The organism is Chelatococcus asaccharovorans (assembly GCF_003201475.1).
GTDB lineage: Bacteria > Pseudomonadota > Alphaproteobacteria > Rhizobiales > Beijerinckiaceae > Chelatococcus > Chelatococcus asaccharovorans.
On sequence record NZ_QJJK01000001.1, the window covers coordinates 657445 to 677422 of the forward strand.

Consider the following 19978-nt stretch of genomic DNA (forward strand, 5'->3'; position numbering starts at 1 on the left):
CAAGCCTGCCGCTAGCACCATCAATGTCGTCTAGTCGCGCCAAGCCTCCTGTCGGGGCGGCCTCTCCTGGTCAACGATGAGGGGCCGTCCGGGCCAGACCCGGCGAAGCCATGGCGACATCAATCAACCGGCGGGTTTCCCTCCCCCCGGCCGCATGCTAGGTCGATGGCGATCAAAACATGAGGGCAACGTCCTGAGCAGGCAGAGGCAAAGGCGCAGCATGGGCTGGAGCGCGATGATCGCGCTCGGGATGGCCTATGTCGTCGCCATCGAGATGCTGCTCATGGGTGTGATCGTCGGCATGCAGGCGGCTGCGATGCCCGTCGGTCCCGCCACCATTCTCTGCACGCCGAGCGGCGAACAACCGCCTTCCTCTTCGCCTGAGCGGGGGCATATACTGGCCTGCTGCGTTCTTGGCTGCGGGATGTCCGGGCAGGGCATGGCCCCGCCGCCTCCCCTTTCTGCCGTCATCGGCCGCGATCCCTCCGCGATGACGCGCGTCCTCACCTGGGTTCCGGACGCTCCGCCCCATGCGCATCCGCGCAGGGCGGGACACGCGCGTGCACCGCCACGGCAAGTCCTCATCCTGATCTGAAACCCAAGCCTTCTTCTGATACTCAAGCCTTCGCTCTTGCGACGACCGGTTTCACGCCGGTCAGGGCGCTGCGATACCGCCCGTTCGCATTTCCATACCCGGCTCGACTTCTGAGCCTTGGCTATTCACGGAGCTTTTCATGGTCTCGTCAGCCATCCACCGTCCGGTCGTTCGCGTCCTGACCGCCCTCGCCCTCGCCGCCCCTCTGCTGGTTGCGGCTCAGCCCGCAGCCGTCGCCCACGAGTTCAAGGCCGGCAACCTGGAGGTCAAACATCCATGGTCGCGCGCCACGCCCCCTGGGGCGAAGGTCGCTGGCGGCTATTTCGTCATCGTCAATTCCGGTGATACCGCTGACCGTCTGATATCCGCGACCGCGGAAATCGCCGGCCGCACGGAGATCCACGAGATGAATGTGAAGGACGGCGTCATGACGATGCGGGAGATGCCCAAGGGAATCGAAGTGCCGGCCAAGGGCGAAGTCGCGTTCCAGCCCGGCTCCTATCACGTGATGTTTCTCGACCTCAAGAAGGCACCGAAACAGGGCGAACCCTTCTCCGGCACGTTGACCTTCGAGAAGGCAGGCACCGTTCCCGTATCCTTCACGGTCGAAGCGATCGGCGCTTCACCCTCCGGAAAGGACGGCCACAGCCACTAGACGAGCTTTGGCGACTTCGGCTCGCCTCGACACTGCGAAGCAAATCCGGCTTCGATGGAATCGTCTGATACTGCCCAAGCCGGACTTGCGCCGATCGCGCGGATCACGCCGTGATCCGCGGACCCTCCGAGGCGACGCTGCGCATGAAGGATCGCGTATAGCGAGCCCCGGGGATGGGTTCGTCAAACAGATCACGCGCATGGAACCCCGCCGTATTGTTCATGAGGAGAAGGCGGCGCTGCCGCTGCGGCAGCGCGATGCGGCTGGCGTCGCACGCAATCGACCGTTTCATGCGCGCAACGAGGCCATAGTCGAACGCCTCGTCGCCATCGACGGGTCCCAACAGTTCCCCGTTCATGAACACCGCGCGATCACCCCCGCCCGCGTCGTGCCAGAACACTGGCGCTTCGATGACATGGCCGCGCGTGTCCTCGGCCCTGTCCAGCGCCCCCGCATAGACGATCGGCGTCGCCTCGAAACGATAGGGCCTGTTCCACCCCAACATGCCAGCCCATACATCGAACTGCGGCCAACCAGCAAATGGCACCCAGTAGAAGCAACCCGGCTTGTTATAGGCAATAATGATGTTGTACAGCGCAATATAGCGTGGAACATAAACGGCCGACTCTCGCAACATTCCATCGGTATGGAACCCTAAGCGCTCGTTCGGCGAATAAAATTTCACCCCAGCCTTCTGTAGTGCCGCTTCATTCGCTTGTGAGGCCGTATAGATCGTGAAGGGCGTGCCGTTGCGCCGATCGACCGACGGCACCATGAAAGCCGACGTAATGGCCGATGCAATGATGGCGCCCATCAAGGCATCGGCCGTCGGATCGGCGACAATACCCTCGGGAATATCAATGGCGACAATTCCGCAATCCGCATCGCCCAGCCGGCTCCGGATGAGACGAATTTTTTCCGCCAACAACGTATCAATTGCGAATGTATAGTCGGCAAAAAAGGCGGCGCCCTGCACCCCCGCCAGGGTCGCGGGGCACCGCCCATCACTTTGCAGCGTCTTGATGAAGTCGACGCAGCCATCCAGCGGCAGGCGAACGAACGTTCCCTCCTGGCAGTCCCCTCTGCCCTGACTTTTACTTGCCAAAAAAGCCTCCATGCGTCCTGTCATGTCTCGGATGGCACGCGTCCCTTTGTCCGCCTCAGGTTTGGGTCTCCGTCGGGCCGTTGTCGGTGCATTCCGGCGATTGCAAGCAGGCCTCCATGTCACCCATGAGAGCGTCAAGATCGAGGACCATTTCCGTATCAATATCCATCTCTTTACCTTTCTGTATATCAGTTGTATCCACGCAATATATTATTCACATTGCGCGATACACTCGCATTACCGATACATGTAATGCCAACTTCAAACAAATAACAAATCGCAATCGAGCGTCAATACACATTGTGAATATTATTTACTCAACTTAATTAAGCAAAATATGGTTTCAATTTGCTGGCAAATTATGAAGTTGACCACGACTATGATTTATAATAGCTCAAGAATACGAGCGCGGCGATTGCGCTATTTGCCTGGAACGAGAGTGCCCGACACGGCGACTCCGCCGGGTCCGCCCCATGAAAAGCCGGATAGTTGACGGTAGGCATGCAAGTTCCCCAAACGAACGCCCCTTCACGGCAAAAACAGCCGGATTCCGGCGACGGCGAACGTGGCCCGAACTGGGCCTTCACCTGCTATGTCTTGTTCTCTTTTTTTTCGATGTTCCTCGTCGGCACCGGGCTCATTGTCGTCTCGTGGATCGCTATCGACCACACGTCCATTGCCCTCGTGGGCCAGCTCTATTTCACGGGCAGCGCCGTCAGCATCAGCTTCTCCGCTGTCGGCGGCGTGCTCGTCGACCGCCAGAGCCGCCGCAGCATGATTCTGCGTAGCCAGCTTCTACGCGTGATCGCCGCCTGCACCCTTCTCGCCGGGCTTCAGGACCAGGCCTGGCTGACCCTCGGCCTGTTCAGCTTCACGATTCTCAGTGCGGCGGGCCCGGCCATCAGCGTCGGCGCCATGGGTGGCGCCTTTCAATCCTTCTTTCCCGCCGACAAGCGCATGAACATCATTCTGCGCCTGTCCATCGTCGGGCAGGCCGGCTTCATCCTGGGCAGCGGCGCATCAGGCATCGTGCTCCATCTCTGGGGTGCCCAGACGTGCATCATAATCTTCATCGTAATCGCTATCGCATTGCTGCTACTTGGCGAGTATTTCACACGGGGCATGTCGCAGGCGCCGGAGAAAACACGCGCGAGTTTTTCGGAAGATTGGCGCGCCGGTCTTCGCTATGCTTTCGAGACTCGCCATATCTTGCCCTTGATGATTGGCGTCGCTCTTCTTTTCTCGGTCGCACAAATGACGAATACGCTTGTACCGGGCTTCGTGCGCGATACGCTCCACGCCGGCAGCGATGTCTTCGGCCTCCTCGAAGCCGCCTGGTCGGCTGGCGGCGGCTTGATCCTGGCCGTATCGGCGACCCTGCAGCGCCGCACCTACAAGAGCTGGCTTGAATTTCTGCTGCTTGCGCTTCTCGGCCTGACGATGATCGGCTTCTCCCTGTCACAATGGGTCAGCCTGTCGGTTATCATCTATGCGATCATGGGCGGCCTGTTCTCCCTGTCCCGGGCATTATGCAACGGCCGCCTCCTGATGCTCACCGATCCGGCGCAGATCGGCCGCACGCAGGCATTGACCGCGATGCTGACAAGTGCCATCGGGATGGCGGTTTACCTGCTGCCTACGCTGGTGACCATCAATGACATCAGCCTTTACTATCGGGCCTGGGGCATCGCCATCATCGCGCTTGGGCTTGGCCTTGCGGCGATGACGTCCCGAACCGGTCATCGCGCGCGGATCATACGCACGGCCCCGACGATGCATGAGCGTTGAGACGTTGAGAGGCTTCGCGCGCTTGCTATTGCGGCGCGAGGAACTTGCCGATCGCCTCCAGATCATGCGTGCGTGCAGCGATGACGGCGGCCTGACAGATGGGATACTGGATAGCCCGGCCATCCGTTCCCCAATCCCCATTTGCGTAGAAGCCGCAGGCCTTTTCCTTGTAGGCAATCCAGGCGCGCTGCGCGTCGAGCAGATCCGTCCTGGTCTGGCCCTGTGCCTGCGCGAAAACGCGCTTCCACGCGGCGTTGAGCTTGCCGTCCTCGCGCTTCAGCCAGTCGCTGCCGCAGGTGCTATAGGTTATGGTGGTCGCGTTCGCCTGCTTGATGCAGCGATCATAGGCCTCATCCGCCCATGCCGCCGGTAAGGCAAACGAGAGGCCGAGCGTCAGCGCAACCAGCGCGGCCAAGGGCTTGTTCATCGCCATTGTGCATTCCTCACACCGTCGGACGTGCCGGTATAGAGTGATTGCCGCGATGATTGAAGCTCTGATGACGAAGGGCAGCGGAACCTTCAGCGCCTTACCGGCCTCCTGGCGGCACCTTCCTTGGCCCTGCGCACCTTGTCAGGCCTCGCCGGTATGCCGCGAGCCCTTGCGAACCATGCGGCGAACCCGCACGATGAGTTCGACGCCGAGGAGTTCCATGCCTTCCGGTGCAGCCGGCGGGGGGCCAGCAAGCGCGCTGGCCGAAATCACCCCTTCCGGAATGTCGACGAGGGCCTGGTCATCCTCGATGAAATAGTGGTGATGCACGGACACATTGGTGTCGAAGTAGCTCTTGGTCCCATCGACGGCCAACTGGCGCAGGAGGCCCGCTTCCGTGAACTGGTGCAGCGTATTGTAGACCGTGGCGAGCGACACCGCCGCCTTGGCACGGGTCGCTTCCGTATAGAGAAGCTCTGCCGTCACATGGCGGTGGCCTTTGGAAAACAGGAGCCAACCCAGCATGAGGCGCTGGCGCGTCGGCCGGAGACCGGCCGCACGCAGGATCTCCCGCACATCATGGAAGCCACAACCGGTCTTCACCGGCGCCATCGGACTTTCGAGCAGAGCGGCCAGCTCGGAATGCACGGGGATCCCGCGCGCTGTGGGAAGGCGTAGATGATCTGACATATCAAATTCCTCGATCACACCTATACGCGAGGCATTCTCCATTGCAACATGATTTAGCAATAAAATCCACCGAGCCATCATCAAGTCGATCGATCTATTCTCAGTTTATAACTGTTTTAAATTAAATTTTGCTCCGATTCAGAACAGTTCTACAAACAGGATCATGGCTTATTGCGACGAGATCGTGCAGGGCAAGTGAGGAAGCATGCGCAACCCAGCGCAGAGACTCTCGCCGCTGACGCAACAGCACGAAAGTGCACCGTCTCCCGCCTTTACAGCTCAGAGCCGCCGTTTCACACAGCCGCCCCATGGCGCGATGTCCGCAGCGCGCCATGCCCGCGACCTCCCCCATCATCGCGTCCGTCTTCATCGGCATAGGTCGAGCCATTGCTGGATCTCTTCGGCAAGGTCCTGCACGTGGTGCTCGGGCGTCAGAGATAGCTGGCGGAGCAGATAGGCCAGGCTCGCCAGGACCACAGCGACCAAGATGAGGCTGACGATGGAAAGGCGCTCCTGGCGATAGGTTGCGGCGAAGCCGGCAAGGCAGAAGCCGCCCAGAAGAAAACCGGCGAGGACCTCCGAGCGCGTGTGATACCCAAGCCGCACGCGGCTCCAGGCGATGAGCAGAATGAGCAGTGTCCCTCCCGCTGCGAACAGCACTTTGGTGAGGAGCGAACGACCGCCGGACAAGCTGATCGCCAATCCGCCATAGACGATGAGGCTCAGCGCGACATGCCCGCTCGGGCTGCGGATGCGATCGCCCGTCAGCACGTCGCCACAGACATGGAACGCCAGCTTGGCGACACCCGTCAGCCCCATGCCGGCAATGAGGAGAATGAGCCACTGCAGCGCCAGGCGGCGATGGCCGCCAAACCAGCAAAACAACGTGATGACGACGCCGACGGGCAACAGGATACCCACGTCCCCCAAGCCCGTCACACGGTGCAGCATATCGATCGCAATCCATTATTCCCGGCTGGCGGACGCAGCCAGATGTCCCACGCCCGAAACGCACGAATCTCGATCACAGTGCCGATGCGTTTCAGAATCACAAGGACACTAGTGGAGCGAATTTAACATTTGAGTCCCGCCTCACATCAGGCTCCGGATCAAATGTCAAATTCAAAAGCTCCACTAGAACCATTAACTTGCTAGTGGTTCTCTTGACTCCGACATTTGCTCCGAGGCCCGTATCAGGCGGATGCAAATGTCGGAGCAGAACCACTAGCATCCGTTGCTTCCATTTTCGTTCTGATCGAAAAATTCGCCGCAGCGCTGTCTCGCGCAGCGAACTTGCTTGGGCAGCGAACTTGCTTTTGCAGCGAACTTGGGGATGACGAGCCGAGCCTCCCGGGACTGGCACATCCAGCGTTTGGTGAAAACCTGCTCGGCGAAAGCCGCCACAGGCCCTTGATCGCATGCTGATTTTGGACTGTCCCGCGCGCGTGGGCGCCGGCCGGTCACCCGCGCGTTACGGCTTGCGTGGCGAGCAAGACCAAGGCGATGGACCGACCGCGTCGCTCCATCGCCGGGAACATTCTGATCCCACCAGGCCTGTGAATTGGTCAAAGCCCATCGATCAGAGGGCATTCCGGTAGGAATGCGGGTGAAACACCGTCATGGCCATGATCTTGATGTCGAGGAAAAGGGACCAGTTGTCGATGTAGTAGAGATCGAATTCGACCCGCTTCTCCATCTTCGAATCCGTGTCGGTCTGGCCGCGATAGCCATTCACCTGCGCCCAGCCGGTGATACCGGGCTTCATGTTGTGGCGGCGGGCATACGAGCCGATCTTGGCCTCATACTCCCGGTCATGGGCCAGCGCATGCGGGCGCGGCCCGACAATCGACATATGTCCCTGCAGGACATTGATCAGCTGTGGCAACTCGTCGAGATTCCAGCGGCGCAGGCGGCGCCCGATGCGCGTCACGCGCGGATCGTTGCGGGTTGCCTGACGAATGACGTCACCGTCGTCCTGCGTCATCATCGTGCGGAACTTATAGATCCGGAACTCTTTCTGGTTGAAGCCGAAGCGCCGCTGGACGAAGAGCGCCGGTCCCTTGGAGTCGAGCCGCACGAGCGCGGCCACGATCAGCATCAACGGACTGAGCATGATCAGCGCAAGGCTCGCGACCACAATATCGAAGCTGCGCTTGAAAATGACTTCGTACGGTGCAAGCGGAGGGCGCGCGAGCTGCAGGCTGGACAGCGGACCGCGCTGCACGAGGCTGACATCCTCGAAGCGCTCGAGAATCCGCTCCGGGCTGAGATGGATCTCGGCCGGGATCTTCGAGAATGCCTTGACGGTCTGGTCGATGGTCGCGAGATCGGACCAAGGCAAGGCGATGAACACCGAGTCGGAGTTCAGGCGGCGCGCGCTCTCCACGGCATGGCGCAGGCCGGCTGCATCCTCCGCGTCTTCACCGGCCTGGCGCGGCTCAATGATGGCGGTGCCGACCACCTTCACGCCGAACTTGCCCGGCCGGTAGCGCTTGAGAAACGCCGCGATATCGCTCTTGCCGCCAACGACATACAGGCGCTGGCTCGCGATCAGTCCGCGGTCATTGGCAGCGGATACCAGGGCGACCATGGCGTAGCGGCCGACGAGGAGCGCGATCGGGCAAACCGCGTAAAGGAGGAGAAAGGCGCCGCGGGAATAGTCTTCCGACGTCTTCAGGACGAAAAGAAGCAGCACGACCGAGAGAAAGGCCAGCGTCCACAAGCGCACAACGCTCGTCGCATGCGAGCGGAACGAGAGATACCGCGTATGATGATAGGCGCCTGAGAGCACCCCGAAGGCAACGAAGAGCACCGCAGTTGCGAGCCCCGCATTGAGAAAAAGCGCGAGCGGCCCGGCGTCACCGTAGGCCAGCCAATGGTAGGCTATGCCTGTCAGCCACGATGCACCGACGATGACGGCGACGTCCCCCACCAAGGCGGCCGCGGAAAACACACTCCGCGACAAGGTCGTGCCCTCGGCGGAAAAATCAGCATGCGTAGGGATGGTGTCGGTCTCGGCCATGCGCGTTAAGCCCTAAGGAACTCGCGGAGGCGGCCCATTGTCTCTTATTGAAACAACCGTCGCCTGCGAGCCCATGGGTTGCAGGCCGCATGCCAGCATTCGCAGATGCCCTCAACCTCCCGTTAGGGTTTTGATTTCATTAATTTTTTCAAGAATCCGGCGGACCCCTGGGGTCCGGGCCGCTCCTGCAAAGGTTAACGAAATATGTCGGCGCGGTCTTCGCGACACAGCGCTGCCCGGCATTGGCACAGCCGCGGGTGCACGCCGCACCCCGGCCGGCGGTCATGCGCCGTGGACGCCCCAGGCACGTGTTGAAGGCAGGTGCGGCCCGCGTTAAGAACCGATAGCGTGTGAACGGGGAGCGGGCTGCGGCATATCAGGCCCGCATGTCAGCGGGATTAATGGATCAGCCAGCCGGACAGATATCCATCGGCGTCATCCTCGGGGGGTTTGCCGGCGGCGGCGCGCAGCGGGACGCGGTGTTGCTCGCGAATGCGCTTGCGCGGACGGGCGCCAAGGTCACGGTCATGGTGCTGCGCAGCCAGGGGCCGCTCAGTTGCCTGCTCGACAAGGGCATCCCCGTGGTCGAACTGGCACCGCGCATCCGCATGTCCGTCCATCGGTTACGTCGTGTCTTCCTCGACGCGCGTTTCGATATCGTGCTGAGCTCCGAGGCCAGCCTCAACATCGCCTGCGTGCTGGCCGTTCGCCTGCTCCCCCGCTCCGATCGCCCCGGGCTTATCCTGCGCGAGGTCGGCGTTCCTTCGGTCGGCATCAAGCACGATCCCTACGTGCAGAACAGGCTGGCCTACCGCATGGCGCGGCTCTACCGCCATGCCGATCATGTCGTGACCCTGACGGAGGGTGCGCGCCGGGATCTGATTGATCTGTTTGGCGTTCCGGCGGCCATGATCTCCGTGCTGCGCACAAAGCCGATCATCACACCGGCCGTCGCGGCATCGCTGCGCGCCCATGCGTCGCAATCGGCACGCGAAGCCGGCCTCATCGTGGCCATGGGGCGCCTCTCGGCGGAGAAGGGCTACCGCGATTTGATCCGCGCCATGGCCTTCGTACCACGCGACGTCGCCTGGCGGCTGCTCCTCGTCGGCGAGGGGCGGGAGCGCGCCCGTCTCGAGCGACTGGCGACCCGGCTTGGCCTCGATGATCGAATCGCCTTTGCCGGCTATGCACGTGATCCGTTCCCCTGGTTCCAGCGTGCGGAGATCGCGGTATCCTGCTCGCTCTATGAAGGTTTCGGCAATTCGCTCGTCGAGGCGCTGGCCTGCGGGACGCAGGTCGTCGCCACCGACTGCCCCTATGGCCCCCGCGAGATCCTGGATCATGGGCGCTTCGGGAGGCTCGTGCCAACCCGCGACCCGCGTGACCTCGCAGCCGCCATTTCCGGTGAATTCGGGCGGGAGGTTGATCGTAACGCCTTGATGGAGCGGGGGCTCGAGCACCGGACCGATCGTGCAGCCGCGGAATTTCTCAGCATAGCCTGGCATATTAGAGCATCTGTCAGGCACCTCAGCCTCGCGACCCCGTAAAACCGATACGGCCGAGATTGCCCATTTCAGCCCGATCATTCGCTTGTCTTTTGCAATAGATCGCGTCGATGATTTGACCGGCCGTTTCTGCCATTACCCCGGATAGATGGATCCGCCGTTCCTTGCCCATTGCCCGCCTTCGTCATGAGCCCTACCTGATCGAGATCCATGCCGGCGAAGACCTCGCCGCCGTCGACTGGCCTTCGGCCGCGGACAGCGGCTCTTTTGATGTCCATGCCTTTCAGACGCGCGAATTCCTCGCCCTGTGGATGGACACCATCGGCGCCGCGCGGCGCTCCCAAGGGCTTCTCGTCACGGTCAGCGACGGCGATGGTGCGGTTTGCCGCTTCGCTTTCGCGCGCGAGGCGCGCTGGGGCCTGCAGATCCTGCGCTTCATGGACGGTGGCGTTGCGGACTATGGCGCCCCGATCATCCGCCGCGGCTATCAATTCGAGGCCGATGTCTTTCACCGCCTGTGGCAGAGCATCCTGCGCGCCCTGCCGCGCATCGACGCCGTCGACCTCCGCAAGGTTCCGCCCACCGTCCTCGGAACGCCGAACCCGCTGGCCCATCTGGCGCTCCGCGTGAGCGGCGATCGCGGCACGTTCATCGCACCGGGGCCGGATCTCGACGCCTATATCAAGGATCCCGCCCGCCGCGGACAGGCGCGGCAGGCCGCCAGCAAGCTCGGTCAGCTCCAGCGCCGGGGCGCGGTGACGATCGACTTCGATCCGCCCTCAGCCGCGCTGCCGGCCATTCTCGATTTCACCTTCCGGCAGAAGAGCGCGCAATATGTCGCGACCATCGGCCTCGACGTGCTGGAACTCCCCGGACAGCGCGCGTTTTTCACCGGGTTGGCCGAGAGATCGCAAGCGAAGGCGCTGCGCACCGTCGCAACCGCTACCATCGATGGGCAGCTCGCGGCCACGCATCTCGGCTACCTCTGCGGCAACCACCTCTACTACATCCTGCCAAGCCTCGACCGGGCGCGCTTCGGCAAGACGTCGATCGGCTCCGCGCTTCTGCTGGAGGTGCTGCGGCATGTCGCCCGTTCCGGCGACGGGATCGTCGACCTCGGCTGCGGCGCCGAGCGCTGGAAGGATGCGTGGATCACCGGGTCGTTCCCCCTCTCCACGCATCTGTCGGCCCGGACGGCAGCGGGACTTGCCTATTGTGCCGCTTTTCGCCTGCGCGAACGGCTGCACCGGCAAGAGCCCGCCGGGCGGCAACACAGGAACGAAGGAGGCCGCAGGGGATGAAGCTCAGGGAGTTCATGGCGGGCCTCGCCCGCAAGGCGGGCCGCCACCTCAACACGCAGCCGCTGGGAATGCGCAACCGCGAACCGCTGGTCTCTTTCACCTTCGACGATATTGCCGATTCCGCGGCGCGTCACGGCGCGGCCATTCTCGACGCCCATGGCATCAAGGGCACCTTCTATGTCGCCGCGGGCCTTCTCGGCACCCGTGACGAATTCTGGAACCTGGCGACGGCCGACGATATCCGCCGCTTGAATGCGGCCGGGCACGAAATCGGCTGCCATACCCATGACCACCGCAAGGTGGATGAGCTGAGCGCGGCGGAACTCGCCGCGCAATGCGACGCCAACCACGCCGCGCTGACCGCCATCTGCGGCCCGATCGACCTGCCGAACTTCGCCTATCCCTTCGGCCGCCAGTCGCTGCCGCGCAAGCGCGATCTGCAACGCCGCTTCACCAGTTGCCGCAGCGTCTATGAAGGCCTGAACGCCGGCCGCATCGACCGAGCCATGCTGCGGGTCACCGAACTCTACGACCGGACGCTGACAGCGGACAAACTGGCCCGGACGCTCGATGCGGCGGCGGCGCAGAACGGCTGGGTCATCTTCTACACCCATGACGTCGCCGACAACCCGAGCTGGATTGGCGCCTCCCCCCGGCTCATGACCGAGGTGATCGAAGCCGTGGAGGCCCGCGGCTTTCCCTGCGTGACAGTGCGGGAAGCGCTCGCGCGGATCGGCCTGCCGGAGGCCTGAGGCCGCGAAGGACGGCAAGGGCCGACGCGGCAAGCCCGCCGGACGTTACGCCGCTCAGCCGCGAACGGCGATCAGCGACTTGGTGAAGCCATAGAACTTTTCGCGCTCGATCGCGGAGTTCGGGAAAAGCGACTGCATGTCGCGCACATCGAGCAGGCTTGCATCGCCCAGGATCTCATAGGCCTGATCACGCGTCTCCGCCTTGGGGTAGAAGCCGAGCTTCCTGCGCATCACCGCGGCAACCCGGAGCGGCTCAGGCAGCCAGTGGATCATCGGCGTGCGGAAATGCGGCTCGATCGGGAACCAGAAATTCGGCGTCTGCACAAAATGGCGCGGCGCGAGGCGCTGGATTTCGTCCGCCATGCGGCGCTTGTTGGCAAAGCTGCCGACATGCTCCAGCACCGAGTTGGAATGGACGATGTCGAAGGCATTGTTGTCGAAATCCGGCATGCTGCAGGCGTCGCCGGCGAGGCTCACGAAGCGGCTGTCCGGCACCGTCTCGGCGGTCAGGTTCACCAGGGTGATATGGAGCGGCCTGTCGCTCCACAGGTCCTCAAGCCCCTTCCAGTAGGAAACGCCGCCGCCGACATCGAGCACGCGGCAATGGCGCTTCGTCTTGAGGACTTCGTCGACGAGGCCGAGGAAGCGTTCCAGCCGGCGACGGCGGAACTTGTTCTGATAGACGGCGGTTTCGGTGGTAGCGAGCGACATGACAAATCCCCTTTAGGGAAAAAATGAGGGGCGGACAGTGTGTTTGCTTGGGACCAACCGCCGCTTCGCTACCACTGAGAGCAAAGGCCGCGCCAGTTGACGCGCTGCAACGCGACAGACCATGCCAACGGCCTGAAACCCAAGTCCCGCTTGGCTCCAAATGGTCCTACGCAGACTTCGGCGGTGTGGTTCAGCTCTTGCAACCCGGACAGCGAGACCCGCCAGAAGCGTGTGGAGTGTATTAAAATGGCACATGCCGATTGCACAATTCCCGGACAGCGCGCGTTAACCGGCGCAGACCGTCCCAATGGCAACCGGCCGATTTTCGGCATTCCGGTCACCGCGGCGACGAGCGATGTCATGATCGACGAGCTCGATCGTCTGAGCGGCGCCGCAGAAGCGGGCGAACCGCTGCAGGTCGCTTTTCTCAACGCCCACAATGCCAATCTCTGCTGGGAGAATGCCGACGTCGCGGCCGCCTTTCGGCGTGGGCTCGTCCTCAACGACGGCATCGGACTGGATATCGCGACGCGCCTCCTGCATGGCGAGGCCTTCCCGGACAACCTCAACGGCACTGATTTCGTACCGCTTTATCTTGAGAGGACGAGCCGGATCTTTCGCATCTTCCTCCTGGGCGGCACCGAGGGGGTTGCCGAGAAGGTGCGCGCAGCCTTCCAGGCCCGCGCGCCGCAGCATCGCTATGTCGGGACGCGGCACGGCTATTTCACCGATCGGGAGGCGTCTGGCGTCGCCGACGCCATCGCGGCCTCGGGAGCCGATCTCGTGCTCGTGGCGCTGGGAAGCCCGCGCCAGGAGCTTTGGATGAGCCGCTATTTGGCCGACACCGGCTGCCGCATCGGCATCTCGGTCGGTGGACTGTTCGATTTTGCCTCAGGCACCAAGCCGCGAGCCCCGGCGCTCGTGCGGCGCCTGCAATGTGAATGGGTCTTCCGCCTCCTGCTGGAACCGCGCCGCATGGCACGCCGTTACCTTCGGGGGAACTTCGCTTTCCTCGCGCGGGTTGCAAGAGAACGCCTCGCACCCCACAGCACGCCTGTCTGGACACGGGGATGACCAGACTAAGCCCTGCCCTTGCGCGGACGCGACAGATGCAGCAGATCAAAGCGCAGAATGGCTACGCCACCCAAGGCAGCGAAGACCAGTGCCTTGGCTGCGAGCGCGGCCATGGGGGCGGTGATGAATTGCTCAATGGCGATATCCGCGACGAGGGTCGCGAGCGCCAGAAGGCTGATGACAACGAGTCCCGTCTTGTCAACCGGCATGCGGTAATACCGGCGACCGAGAATGACGAAGATGACGCAGGCGAGGATATGCGCGGACATCAGCGCGATCGCCGCGCCCATGGCGCCTTCCCAGGGAACCAGGAGGGTGGCGAGCAGAGCGGATGTCGCCACGAAGATGAGCGACACGACGAGTTCGAGATGGCTGGCGCTCGAGAAATAGATGACCTGCGCGAAGTAGAAGTTGCGCATGGTCATGAAGCCGAAGGCGATCGCGAACAGGGGGATCTGGGTCCGCGTCGGCTCATAGAAGGCCTCGCCAACGAGAAGCCGCACCACCACGTCGCCGAAGACGAGGAAGAACACCGCACCGAAGGTGGCCGTGGCCATGCAGGCATTGAAAGCATGGCGCAAAACCCGATCCGCATCGTCGCGCTCGCCGGAATTGGCATGCTGCTTGGCGACGGTGACGAGCGCCATGGCGATCGATTCGCCAACAACCATGAAGGCCTGGCGCAGGAAATCGGCCACGACGCCATAGGGGCCAAGCGCTCCGGGGCCGCCGAAATGGGCGAGCAGCAGGCGGTCGACACTTTGTCCCACGGCCATGACGCCGAAGGAGATCAGCAACGGCCAGCCGTATACCACCAGCGAGCGCATGGCGTGCCGGCTCGGCACGAGTCGCACGTCGCGAATGGCCATGATGCCGGGGATGGCGGCACCGGCATGGGCCAGCGCCACGGCAAAGGCGAGCGAGACGGCGCTGCCGGTCATCGTCAGCGCAGCCGCACCGAAAGCAATGACCAGGCCCGCGCGCAACAGCATGAGCACGGCGACGGTGCCGGCCTTCAGGCGCGTGCGGCTGATTTCGAGCAGCGCCTCGTAACCGGCCATGCTGACGAGCAGGATGAACACGGCCACGAGGAACTCGGGCCCGGCGATCCCCACAACCCACAGCCCCGAGAGGACGCCGGCAACACCGACGAGCGCTATGCTCAACAGTACGCCGAAAGAGGCGATATAGTCGCCAGCAGCCTCACGACGGTATACGCCGAAGAAGGCGAAGCGCATCCATTGCGTGGAGAAGCCATAGACGATGCTGGTCCAGGCGAAGATCAGGAGATATTCACCATAGGTCACTGGACCTGCCATCCGCGAGAAGATGGCAAGGGCGACCAGATTGCCGACCGCCGACAGAACGCGCGCGGCAAGGAAAAGCAGCATGTGACCTTGCTTCATTGGCTATTGCGACCGGGCCAAGACGCCCGCCCCGCATCCTATCCAATGTCTCGCGCGCCCTTACAAGCCACCGACCGTCAGGGAATGTGATGAAAGTCCTGCAAATCCTCCATACCGACGAGATTGGCGGCATCCAGACCCTCGCCAATATGATCGGACAGGGGCTCGCCCAGCATGGCGTCGATGTCGAGACGGCGATCATGTTCCCGCGTCCCTTCATGCCGGCGAAGGACAAGCTCAGAGCGGCTATTTCCATGGCGCGGCGCATCATGCGCGGCGGCTACGACGCGGCGATCGCCTATCAGGCGACGGCGTCCATCCTGGTGGGCACCGCGGGCCGCCTCGCGGGCTACAAGCACCGCATCGTGCATCAGACCGCGGTTCCCCGCGAAACCGCGCCCATTGTGCGGTGGCTCGACCGCCTCGTCGGAACCACCGGCGGCTACACCGCCAATATCGCCAATTCCGTCTTCACGCAGAACGAGTTCACGCAATACCCGATGACATATCGGCGCGGCCTCAAGCTGATCGAGCATGGCCTCGATGCGCCGCGTCCCAGCTTGACGATGGCGCAGGCGCGGCAGCGTTTCGGCCTGCCTGCCACGGGCAAGCTCATCCTCAATGTCGGCCGCCTCGTGGACCAGAAGAACCAGGACGTGCTGGTCAAGGCCCTGCCGGCGCTGCCGGGTGCGACGCTGGTCATCGCCGGAGACGGCCCGCGGCGCGCGCAAATCGAAGCGCTCGCTCAGGCATTTGGTGTGCAGGAGCGGCTGATCCTGCTCGGCAATGTCGCGCCGGCCGACGTGCCGGAACTGTTTGCGGCCGCCGATGTCTTCGCCTTTCCCTCCGTCTGGGAGACATTCGGGCTTGCGGCGGTCGAGGCGGCCATGGTCGGCCTGCCCTCGGTCGTCGCCGATCTCGATGTGCTGCGCGAGGTCCTCGCCACCGGCGAAATCGCACCGATCCGCTTCGCCAATCCGCATGATGTGAAGCGCTGGAAGGATTCGCTGGGGCAGATGCTGCGCAATCCGCCGCCGCCGGCGATGCGTCGGGAGGCGGCCCGCGCGGTAACGGCCAAATATGCGCGCGAGCGCATGGTCGATTCCTATCTCGATCTCCTGCAAGTCGCGCATTGAGCATGTCCTTCCACGGCATGGCCGTCCGAACGGGCGATTCCATGGGCCGGCTTCTGCGGAGCGTGCTGACCGGCGTCACGCTCGTCACGCTGGCCGCGGCGCAGTCGCCTGCGCTGGCTGGCGCCTCCGCGGATCCTGCGCCCGCGGGGTCTGCGCCTGTCGGTTCTGCCCCCATGGATGCGCTTCGTGCGGATGATGCCGTCCCCGCATTCCGGCGCGGCACCAATGTCACCTGGTTTGCTTTCCCCGCGACGGATGTCCGCGCCGGGCGCACCGTCTATGCGTCCGCGCCCTATGCAGCGCCTGATATAACCGAGCCCGCCCGCCTCAAGACCCTCGGATTCGACCATGTCCGGCTGCCGATGGATTTCGGGCCCCTCTTGGAGAATGACCGGCACGGCCGCGACAAGTTGCTCGATGACGTGGAGCAGGCCGTCAGGCGCTATCGCACGGAGGGCCTCGGGGTCATCATTACGCTGATGGCACCGGGCCTGAACGGGGCCTTGCCGGACGCCTTTCTCGACGGGGTCCATGGCCCGCAGTTTCGGCGCTATCGGGCGCTCGCCCGCCATATCGCGCGCAGGCTCGATGGTCTGCCGGCCGGCCCGCCCGTCGCGCTCGAACTCATGAATGAGCCGCAGCAGGCCTGCCGCGCGCAGACGCGAACGGACTGGACCGTGCACCAGCGAGCCCTCGTCGAGACGCTGCGCAAGGACGGTCGGACGCTGCCGCTCCTGCTGACAGGAGGCTGCTGGTCGACCATCAAGGGGCTCGTCAGGCTCGACGGTTCCCTTTTCAGGGATCGACGCAACCTGGTGAGCGCGCATTTCTACGACCCGTTCGTCTTCACCCACCAGGGCTCGACCTGGACCTTGCCCTTTCTCGCCGAGGTACGCGGCGTGCCCTATCCGGCCGCAAGCGGCCGTGTCGAGGACACCCTTGCGCGGACGGAGGCGGCCTTCGCCGCTACGTCCCGCTGGCAGCCGGCCGAGCGCGACAGGCAGCACGCCGCCGCGGAGAAGGCGATCCGCTGGTATTTCACGGCGGCCACAGACCGCGCCACGATCGACAAGGCCTTCGACCGCTTGAAGGCGTGGCAGACGCGCAACGACATCCGCCCCGCGCAGATCGTCTTTACGGAATTCGGCGCGATGCGGCCGGAAGGCGCGACAGCGGGCGATGATGCCTCACGTGCCCGCTGGCTGCGTGACGTCGCAACCGCCATCGCGGACAACGGATGGGGTTGGACACTGTGGCTCCTCGCGAGCCCGCCCTTCGGACTGGAGGATATGGAGCGCGCCGATTGTCCCGCCGCCGCTCTCATACAGGCCATCGGCCTCACGGTGCCGGCATCCTGCCAGCCTGTATCAAAGCGATGAGGAATGCCCCCGAATCCAGCCGCGGGACAGACGGGCCCTTACAGAGGCGCCGCGGCAGCGAGCGATCCCTTTCTACATAAGATATTAGGAATCAATAACTTCATCAGCCAGAGCGCCGCGTTCCGAACGGATGCCGGGCCATGGCCTGCCGCTTGCTGAACAGAGTGTGTCGGCGCTCCCAAGCCTGTGTAATTGTCCCGAAATGAGACAATTACGTTTCGAGCAGGCGAGGGAAAGGTCCGGCGGACGCTCCTGCGGAGCCTGAGAGGCAACCATGGCTGTTATGAGTTCTCGCTTCGAACCCCTGGGCAATCTGCGCGCCATGAACGCGGTCAGCGAACCCTTTATCGGCGAAGCCACAGCCCGTTTCGATCCATGGGCGACGCTCCAGGGTTTGCGTCGCAGGCTTCCGCTCATCGGCGCCGTCGCGGCCGCGACGACCCTTCTTGCCATCGGCTACGTCGCCGTGACGCCGGCCAAATACACCGCGACGACGCAGGTGCTCATCGACACGCGCGGCCTGCGCATTCTCGACAACGACATCGCCAACCGCGCCACGACCGGTGACAACGACCTGATCGCCATGGAAAGCCAGCGGCAGGTCATCGAGTCCCGCAGTGTGCTCGAAAAGGTCATCGACAAGGCCGGTCTCGAGAACGACCCCCAGTTCGGGGCCCGCCCGGCCGGCCTGCGCAGCCGGGTCATGGCACTGTTCGGCGCCGACACGCGCGAGGACCGGTTCTCCAAGGCTCTCAAGGCCTTGCAGAAGAGCCTGACGGTGCGCCGCGGCGACCGCTCCTTCGTCATCGACATCGGCGTCGTGACCGAAGACCCGCAGACGTCCCAGCACGTCGCCAACACCGTCGCCGACGTCTATATCGGCGAGGAACAGCGCGCCCGCGCCGAAGCCGTGGGCCGCGCCAATGCGGCGCTTGCGGCGCGCCTCTCGGAGCTGCGCGAGGGCGTGACGGTCGCCGAGGGCAAGGTGGAGGCCTACAAGAAGGACCACCGCATCATCGGCATCGACGGTGGCCGCGCCGACGAGCAGGACCTGCGCGGCCTCAACACCCAGCTGCTGGCGGCACAGGCCCAGGTCGCTGAGTTGCAGTCGCGCGTCGACCAGGTCAAAGCCGTCCAGAACAACCGCGCCGTCGACGCGCTGGTCCTGCCGGAGACATTGCAGGCGAGCAGCATTTCGGCCCTCAAGGAGCAGTATGCGGCGCTGATGCGCCAGCAGGCCGAGCTCGGCCAGTCGCTGCTGCCGCAACACCCGCAAATGAAGGCTGTCGCCGCCCAGGCCGAGCAGGTCCGCCAGCTCATCCGCGCCGAGATCGGCCGCATCGCTACCGCCATGTCGGCCAATCTCGACCGCGCCAAGGCGACTGCCGCGGATCTGGAAAAGCGCGCCGCCGCCCTCAGGAACAACGTGCTGTCGACCAATGAGACGAGCGTGCAGCTGCGCGAGCTGGAGCGTGAAGCGGACTCGTCGCGCACGGTCTATGCGTCCTATCTGCAGCGCAGCAAGGAACTGAGCGAGCAGCAGGGCGTGAACACGAGCAACACCCGCATCATCAGCGATGCCGTGCTGCCGCAGGACCGCAGCGGCGCCTCCCCTCTCCTGATCATCGCTGCCGGCCTTCTGCTTGGCGCCGGCCTTGGCACCACGCTGGCCTGGGGGCTCGACCAGATCGACGACCGCCTGCGCGATGCCAATCAGGCCGCAGCCGCGAGCGCCCTGCCTATCCTCGCCAGCGTGCCCGGCGCCTGGCGCCGCGCGCCCGGCAGCCAGTTCAACTTCCCGGCTTCGAGCCGCGGCGGCCGCAGCAATCTCAAGACCATCGAGAAGCTGGCCGTCACCAAGCCATTCCTGCTTGGGCAACTTGCCTTCTCCCTGGAGAGCATGCTGCCCCCGTCCGATACCCGTACCGTCGTCATCGTTTCGCCGGACGCCAACGACCTGCGGGCGAAGGTGGCGGTGGACCTGGCCGTGACCTTCACCCAGGACGGCGAGCGCACGCTGCTTGTGGACGGCGACTCGCGTAGCCGCCAGCTCTCCCAGCGTGTCCTGGCAACCGAGGCGACCAGCGAGAACGTCATCACCCCCCTGCCCGCCGGCGCAAGCCTGCGCATCCTGCCGATGGGCGCCACGGCCACCGGGCAGATGGCGCGCTCCCAGCGCGCGCTGCTCGACGACATCGGCGCTGCGGGCGCCGATGCTCCGAGCCTGATGCTCGTTGATGCGGCCCGGCCCCAGGATGACCTCTCCGTCCAGCGGTTCATTGCCTCCGCCGACATGGTCCTCGTCCTCGTCGACCAGGGCGTGACCCGCCAGCACGCCTTGAACGAGACGGTTGCCTCGATCCGCGCTCTGCGTCCGCGCGCGGTCGGCCTGGTGTTTATCGAGGCGTAGGCATCTTGGCCTGGCGTCC

Annotated in this window: 17 protein-coding genes; 10 read left to right on the plus strand and 7 right to left on the minus strand. The window is 63.8% G+C overall.

From position 1 onward, the window contains the following. The first annotated feature begins 235 nt into the window (after positions 1 to 235). Together C7450_RS03130 and C7450_RS03135 are read left to right on the plus strand one after the other, a co-directional pair. Positions 236 to 595 carry a DUF2946 family protein gene (locus C7450_RS03130; protein WP_146227242.1) on the plus strand — a complete coding sequence of 120 codons (360 nt, stop codon included), beginning with the start codon at positions 236 to 238 and terminating at the stop codon, positions 593 to 595. A 139-nt stretch (positions 596 to 734) separates the two neighbouring features. Then, positions 735 to 1250 (plus strand): copper chaperone PCu(A)C, encoded by a 516-nt coding sequence (locus C7450_RS03135; RefSeq protein WP_110372897.1) that lies wholly within the window; start codon positions 735 to 737, stop codon positions 1248 to 1250. A gap of 103 nt (positions 1251 to 1353) precedes the next feature. Here the strand turns inward: C7450_RS03135 and C7450_RS03140 are convergent, their stop codons facing one another. Then, positions 1354 to 2367, minus strand: coding sequence for a hypothetical protein (locus C7450_RS03140; protein WP_110372898.1), 1014 nt, complete (start codon positions 2365 to 2367; stop codon positions 1354 to 1356). Positions 2368 to 2856: 489 nt separating this feature from the next. On the opposite strand from C7450_RS03140, the gene C7450_RS03145 reads away from it, so the two are divergent. Continuing rightward, entirely contained in the window at positions 2857 to 4143 is a 1287-nt protein-coding gene (locus tag C7450_RS03145) for an MFS transporter (protein WP_110372899.1), read from the plus strand. Between the two features lie 25 nt (positions 4144 to 4168). On the opposite strand, the gene C7450_RS03150 is transcribed toward C7450_RS03145, so the two are convergent. From C7450_RS03150 to C7450_RS03165, 4 genes are all read right to left on the minus strand, one after another. Next, positions 4169 to 4576 carry a lysozyme inhibitor LprI family protein gene (locus tag C7450_RS03150; RefSeq protein ID WP_245449449.1) on the minus strand — a complete coding sequence of 136 codons (408 nt, stop codon included), beginning with the start codon at positions 4574 to 4576 and terminating at the stop codon, positions 4169 to 4171. 138 nt (positions 4577 to 4714) lie between these two features. Then, a complete protein-coding gene (irr, locus tag C7450_RS03155; protein WP_410369399.1) occupies positions 4715 to 5263 on the minus strand; it encodes a Fur family transcriptional regulator Irr in 549 nt (182 codons plus the stop codon). A 366-nt stretch (positions 5264 to 5629) separates the two neighbouring features. Beyond that, positions 5630 to 6214 (minus strand): phosphatase PAP2 family protein, encoded by a 585-nt coding sequence (locus C7450_RS03160; RefSeq protein WP_110372900.1) that lies wholly within the window; start codon positions 6212 to 6214, stop codon positions 5630 to 5632. A 628-nt stretch (positions 6215 to 6842) separates the two neighbouring features. Continuing rightward, on the minus strand, positions 6843 to 8285 hold the full coding sequence (locus C7450_RS03165) for an undecaprenyl-phosphate glucose phosphotransferase (protein WP_110372901.1): 1443 nt from the start codon (positions 8283 to 8285) through the stop codon (positions 6843 to 6845). 401 nt (positions 8286 to 8686) lie between these two features. Between C7450_RS03165 and C7450_RS03170 the strand changes: the two genes are divergently transcribed. The 3 genes from C7450_RS03170 (at position 8687) to C7450_RS03180 (ending at position 11843) form a co-directional block, all read left to right on the plus strand. Continuing rightward, a complete protein-coding gene (locus C7450_RS03170; protein WP_170147018.1) occupies positions 8687 to 9832 on the plus strand; it encodes a glycosyltransferase in 1146 nt (381 codons plus the stop codon). Positions 9833 to 9954: 122 nt separating this feature from the next. Beyond that, positions 9955 to 11091, plus strand: coding sequence for a GNAT family N-acetyltransferase (locus C7450_RS03175; RefSeq protein WP_110372903.1), 1137 nt, complete (start codon positions 9955 to 9957; stop codon positions 11089 to 11091). After that, the gene (locus C7450_RS03180) at positions 11088 to 11843 is read left to right on the plus strand and encodes a polysaccharide deacetylase family protein (protein ID WP_110372904.1); all 756 of its coding nucleotides are present in this window, start codon (positions 11088 to 11090) and stop codon (positions 11841 to 11843) included. Before C7450_RS03175 ends, C7450_RS03180 begins: the two co-directional genes overlap by 4 nt. A 54-nt stretch (positions 11844 to 11897) precedes the next feature. On the opposite strand, the gene C7450_RS03185 is transcribed toward C7450_RS03180, so the two are convergent. Beyond that, positions 11898 to 12554 carry a class I SAM-dependent methyltransferase gene (locus C7450_RS03185; protein WP_110372905.1) on the minus strand — a complete coding sequence of 219 codons (657 nt, stop codon included), beginning with the start codon at positions 12552 to 12554 and terminating at the stop codon, positions 11898 to 11900. A 246-nt stretch (positions 12555 to 12800) separates the two neighbouring features. Between C7450_RS03185 and C7450_RS03190 the strand changes: the two genes are divergently transcribed. After that, positions 12801 to 13628 (plus strand): WecB/TagA/CpsF family glycosyltransferase, encoded by an 828-nt coding sequence (locus C7450_RS03190; RefSeq protein ID WP_110372906.1) that lies wholly within the window; start codon positions 12801 to 12803, stop codon positions 13626 to 13628. A 5-nt stretch (positions 13629 to 13633) separates the two neighbouring features. Here C7450_RS03190 and C7450_RS03195 read toward each other — a convergent pair whose 3' ends face one another. Next, on the minus strand, positions 13634 to 15019 hold the full coding sequence (locus tag C7450_RS03195; RefSeq protein WP_245449450.1) for a lipopolysaccharide biosynthesis protein: 1386 nt from the start codon (positions 15017 to 15019) through the stop codon (positions 13634 to 13636). 104 nt (positions 15020 to 15123) lie between these two features. On the opposite strand from C7450_RS03195, the gene C7450_RS03200 reads away from it, so the two are divergent. From C7450_RS03200 to C7450_RS03210, 3 genes are all read left to right on the plus strand, one after another. Further along, complete coding sequence (locus C7450_RS03200) at positions 15124 to 16170, plus strand: glycosyltransferase family 4 protein (protein ID WP_110372908.1); 1047 nt, start codon at positions 15124 to 15126, stop codon at positions 16168 to 16170. A gap of 2 nt (positions 16171 to 16172) precedes the next feature. Continuing rightward, positions 16173 to 17549, plus strand: a complete 1377-nt coding sequence (locus tag C7450_RS03205; protein WP_110372909.1) for a glycoside hydrolase family 5 protein — start codon at positions 16173 to 16175, stop codon at positions 17547 to 17549. Between the two features lie 274 nt (positions 17550 to 17823). Continuing rightward, positions 17824 to 19959 (plus strand): GumC family protein, encoded by a 2136-nt coding sequence (locus C7450_RS03210; protein WP_110372910.1) that lies wholly within the window; start codon positions 17824 to 17826, stop codon positions 19957 to 19959. Positions 19960 to 19978 lie beyond the last annotated feature (19 nt).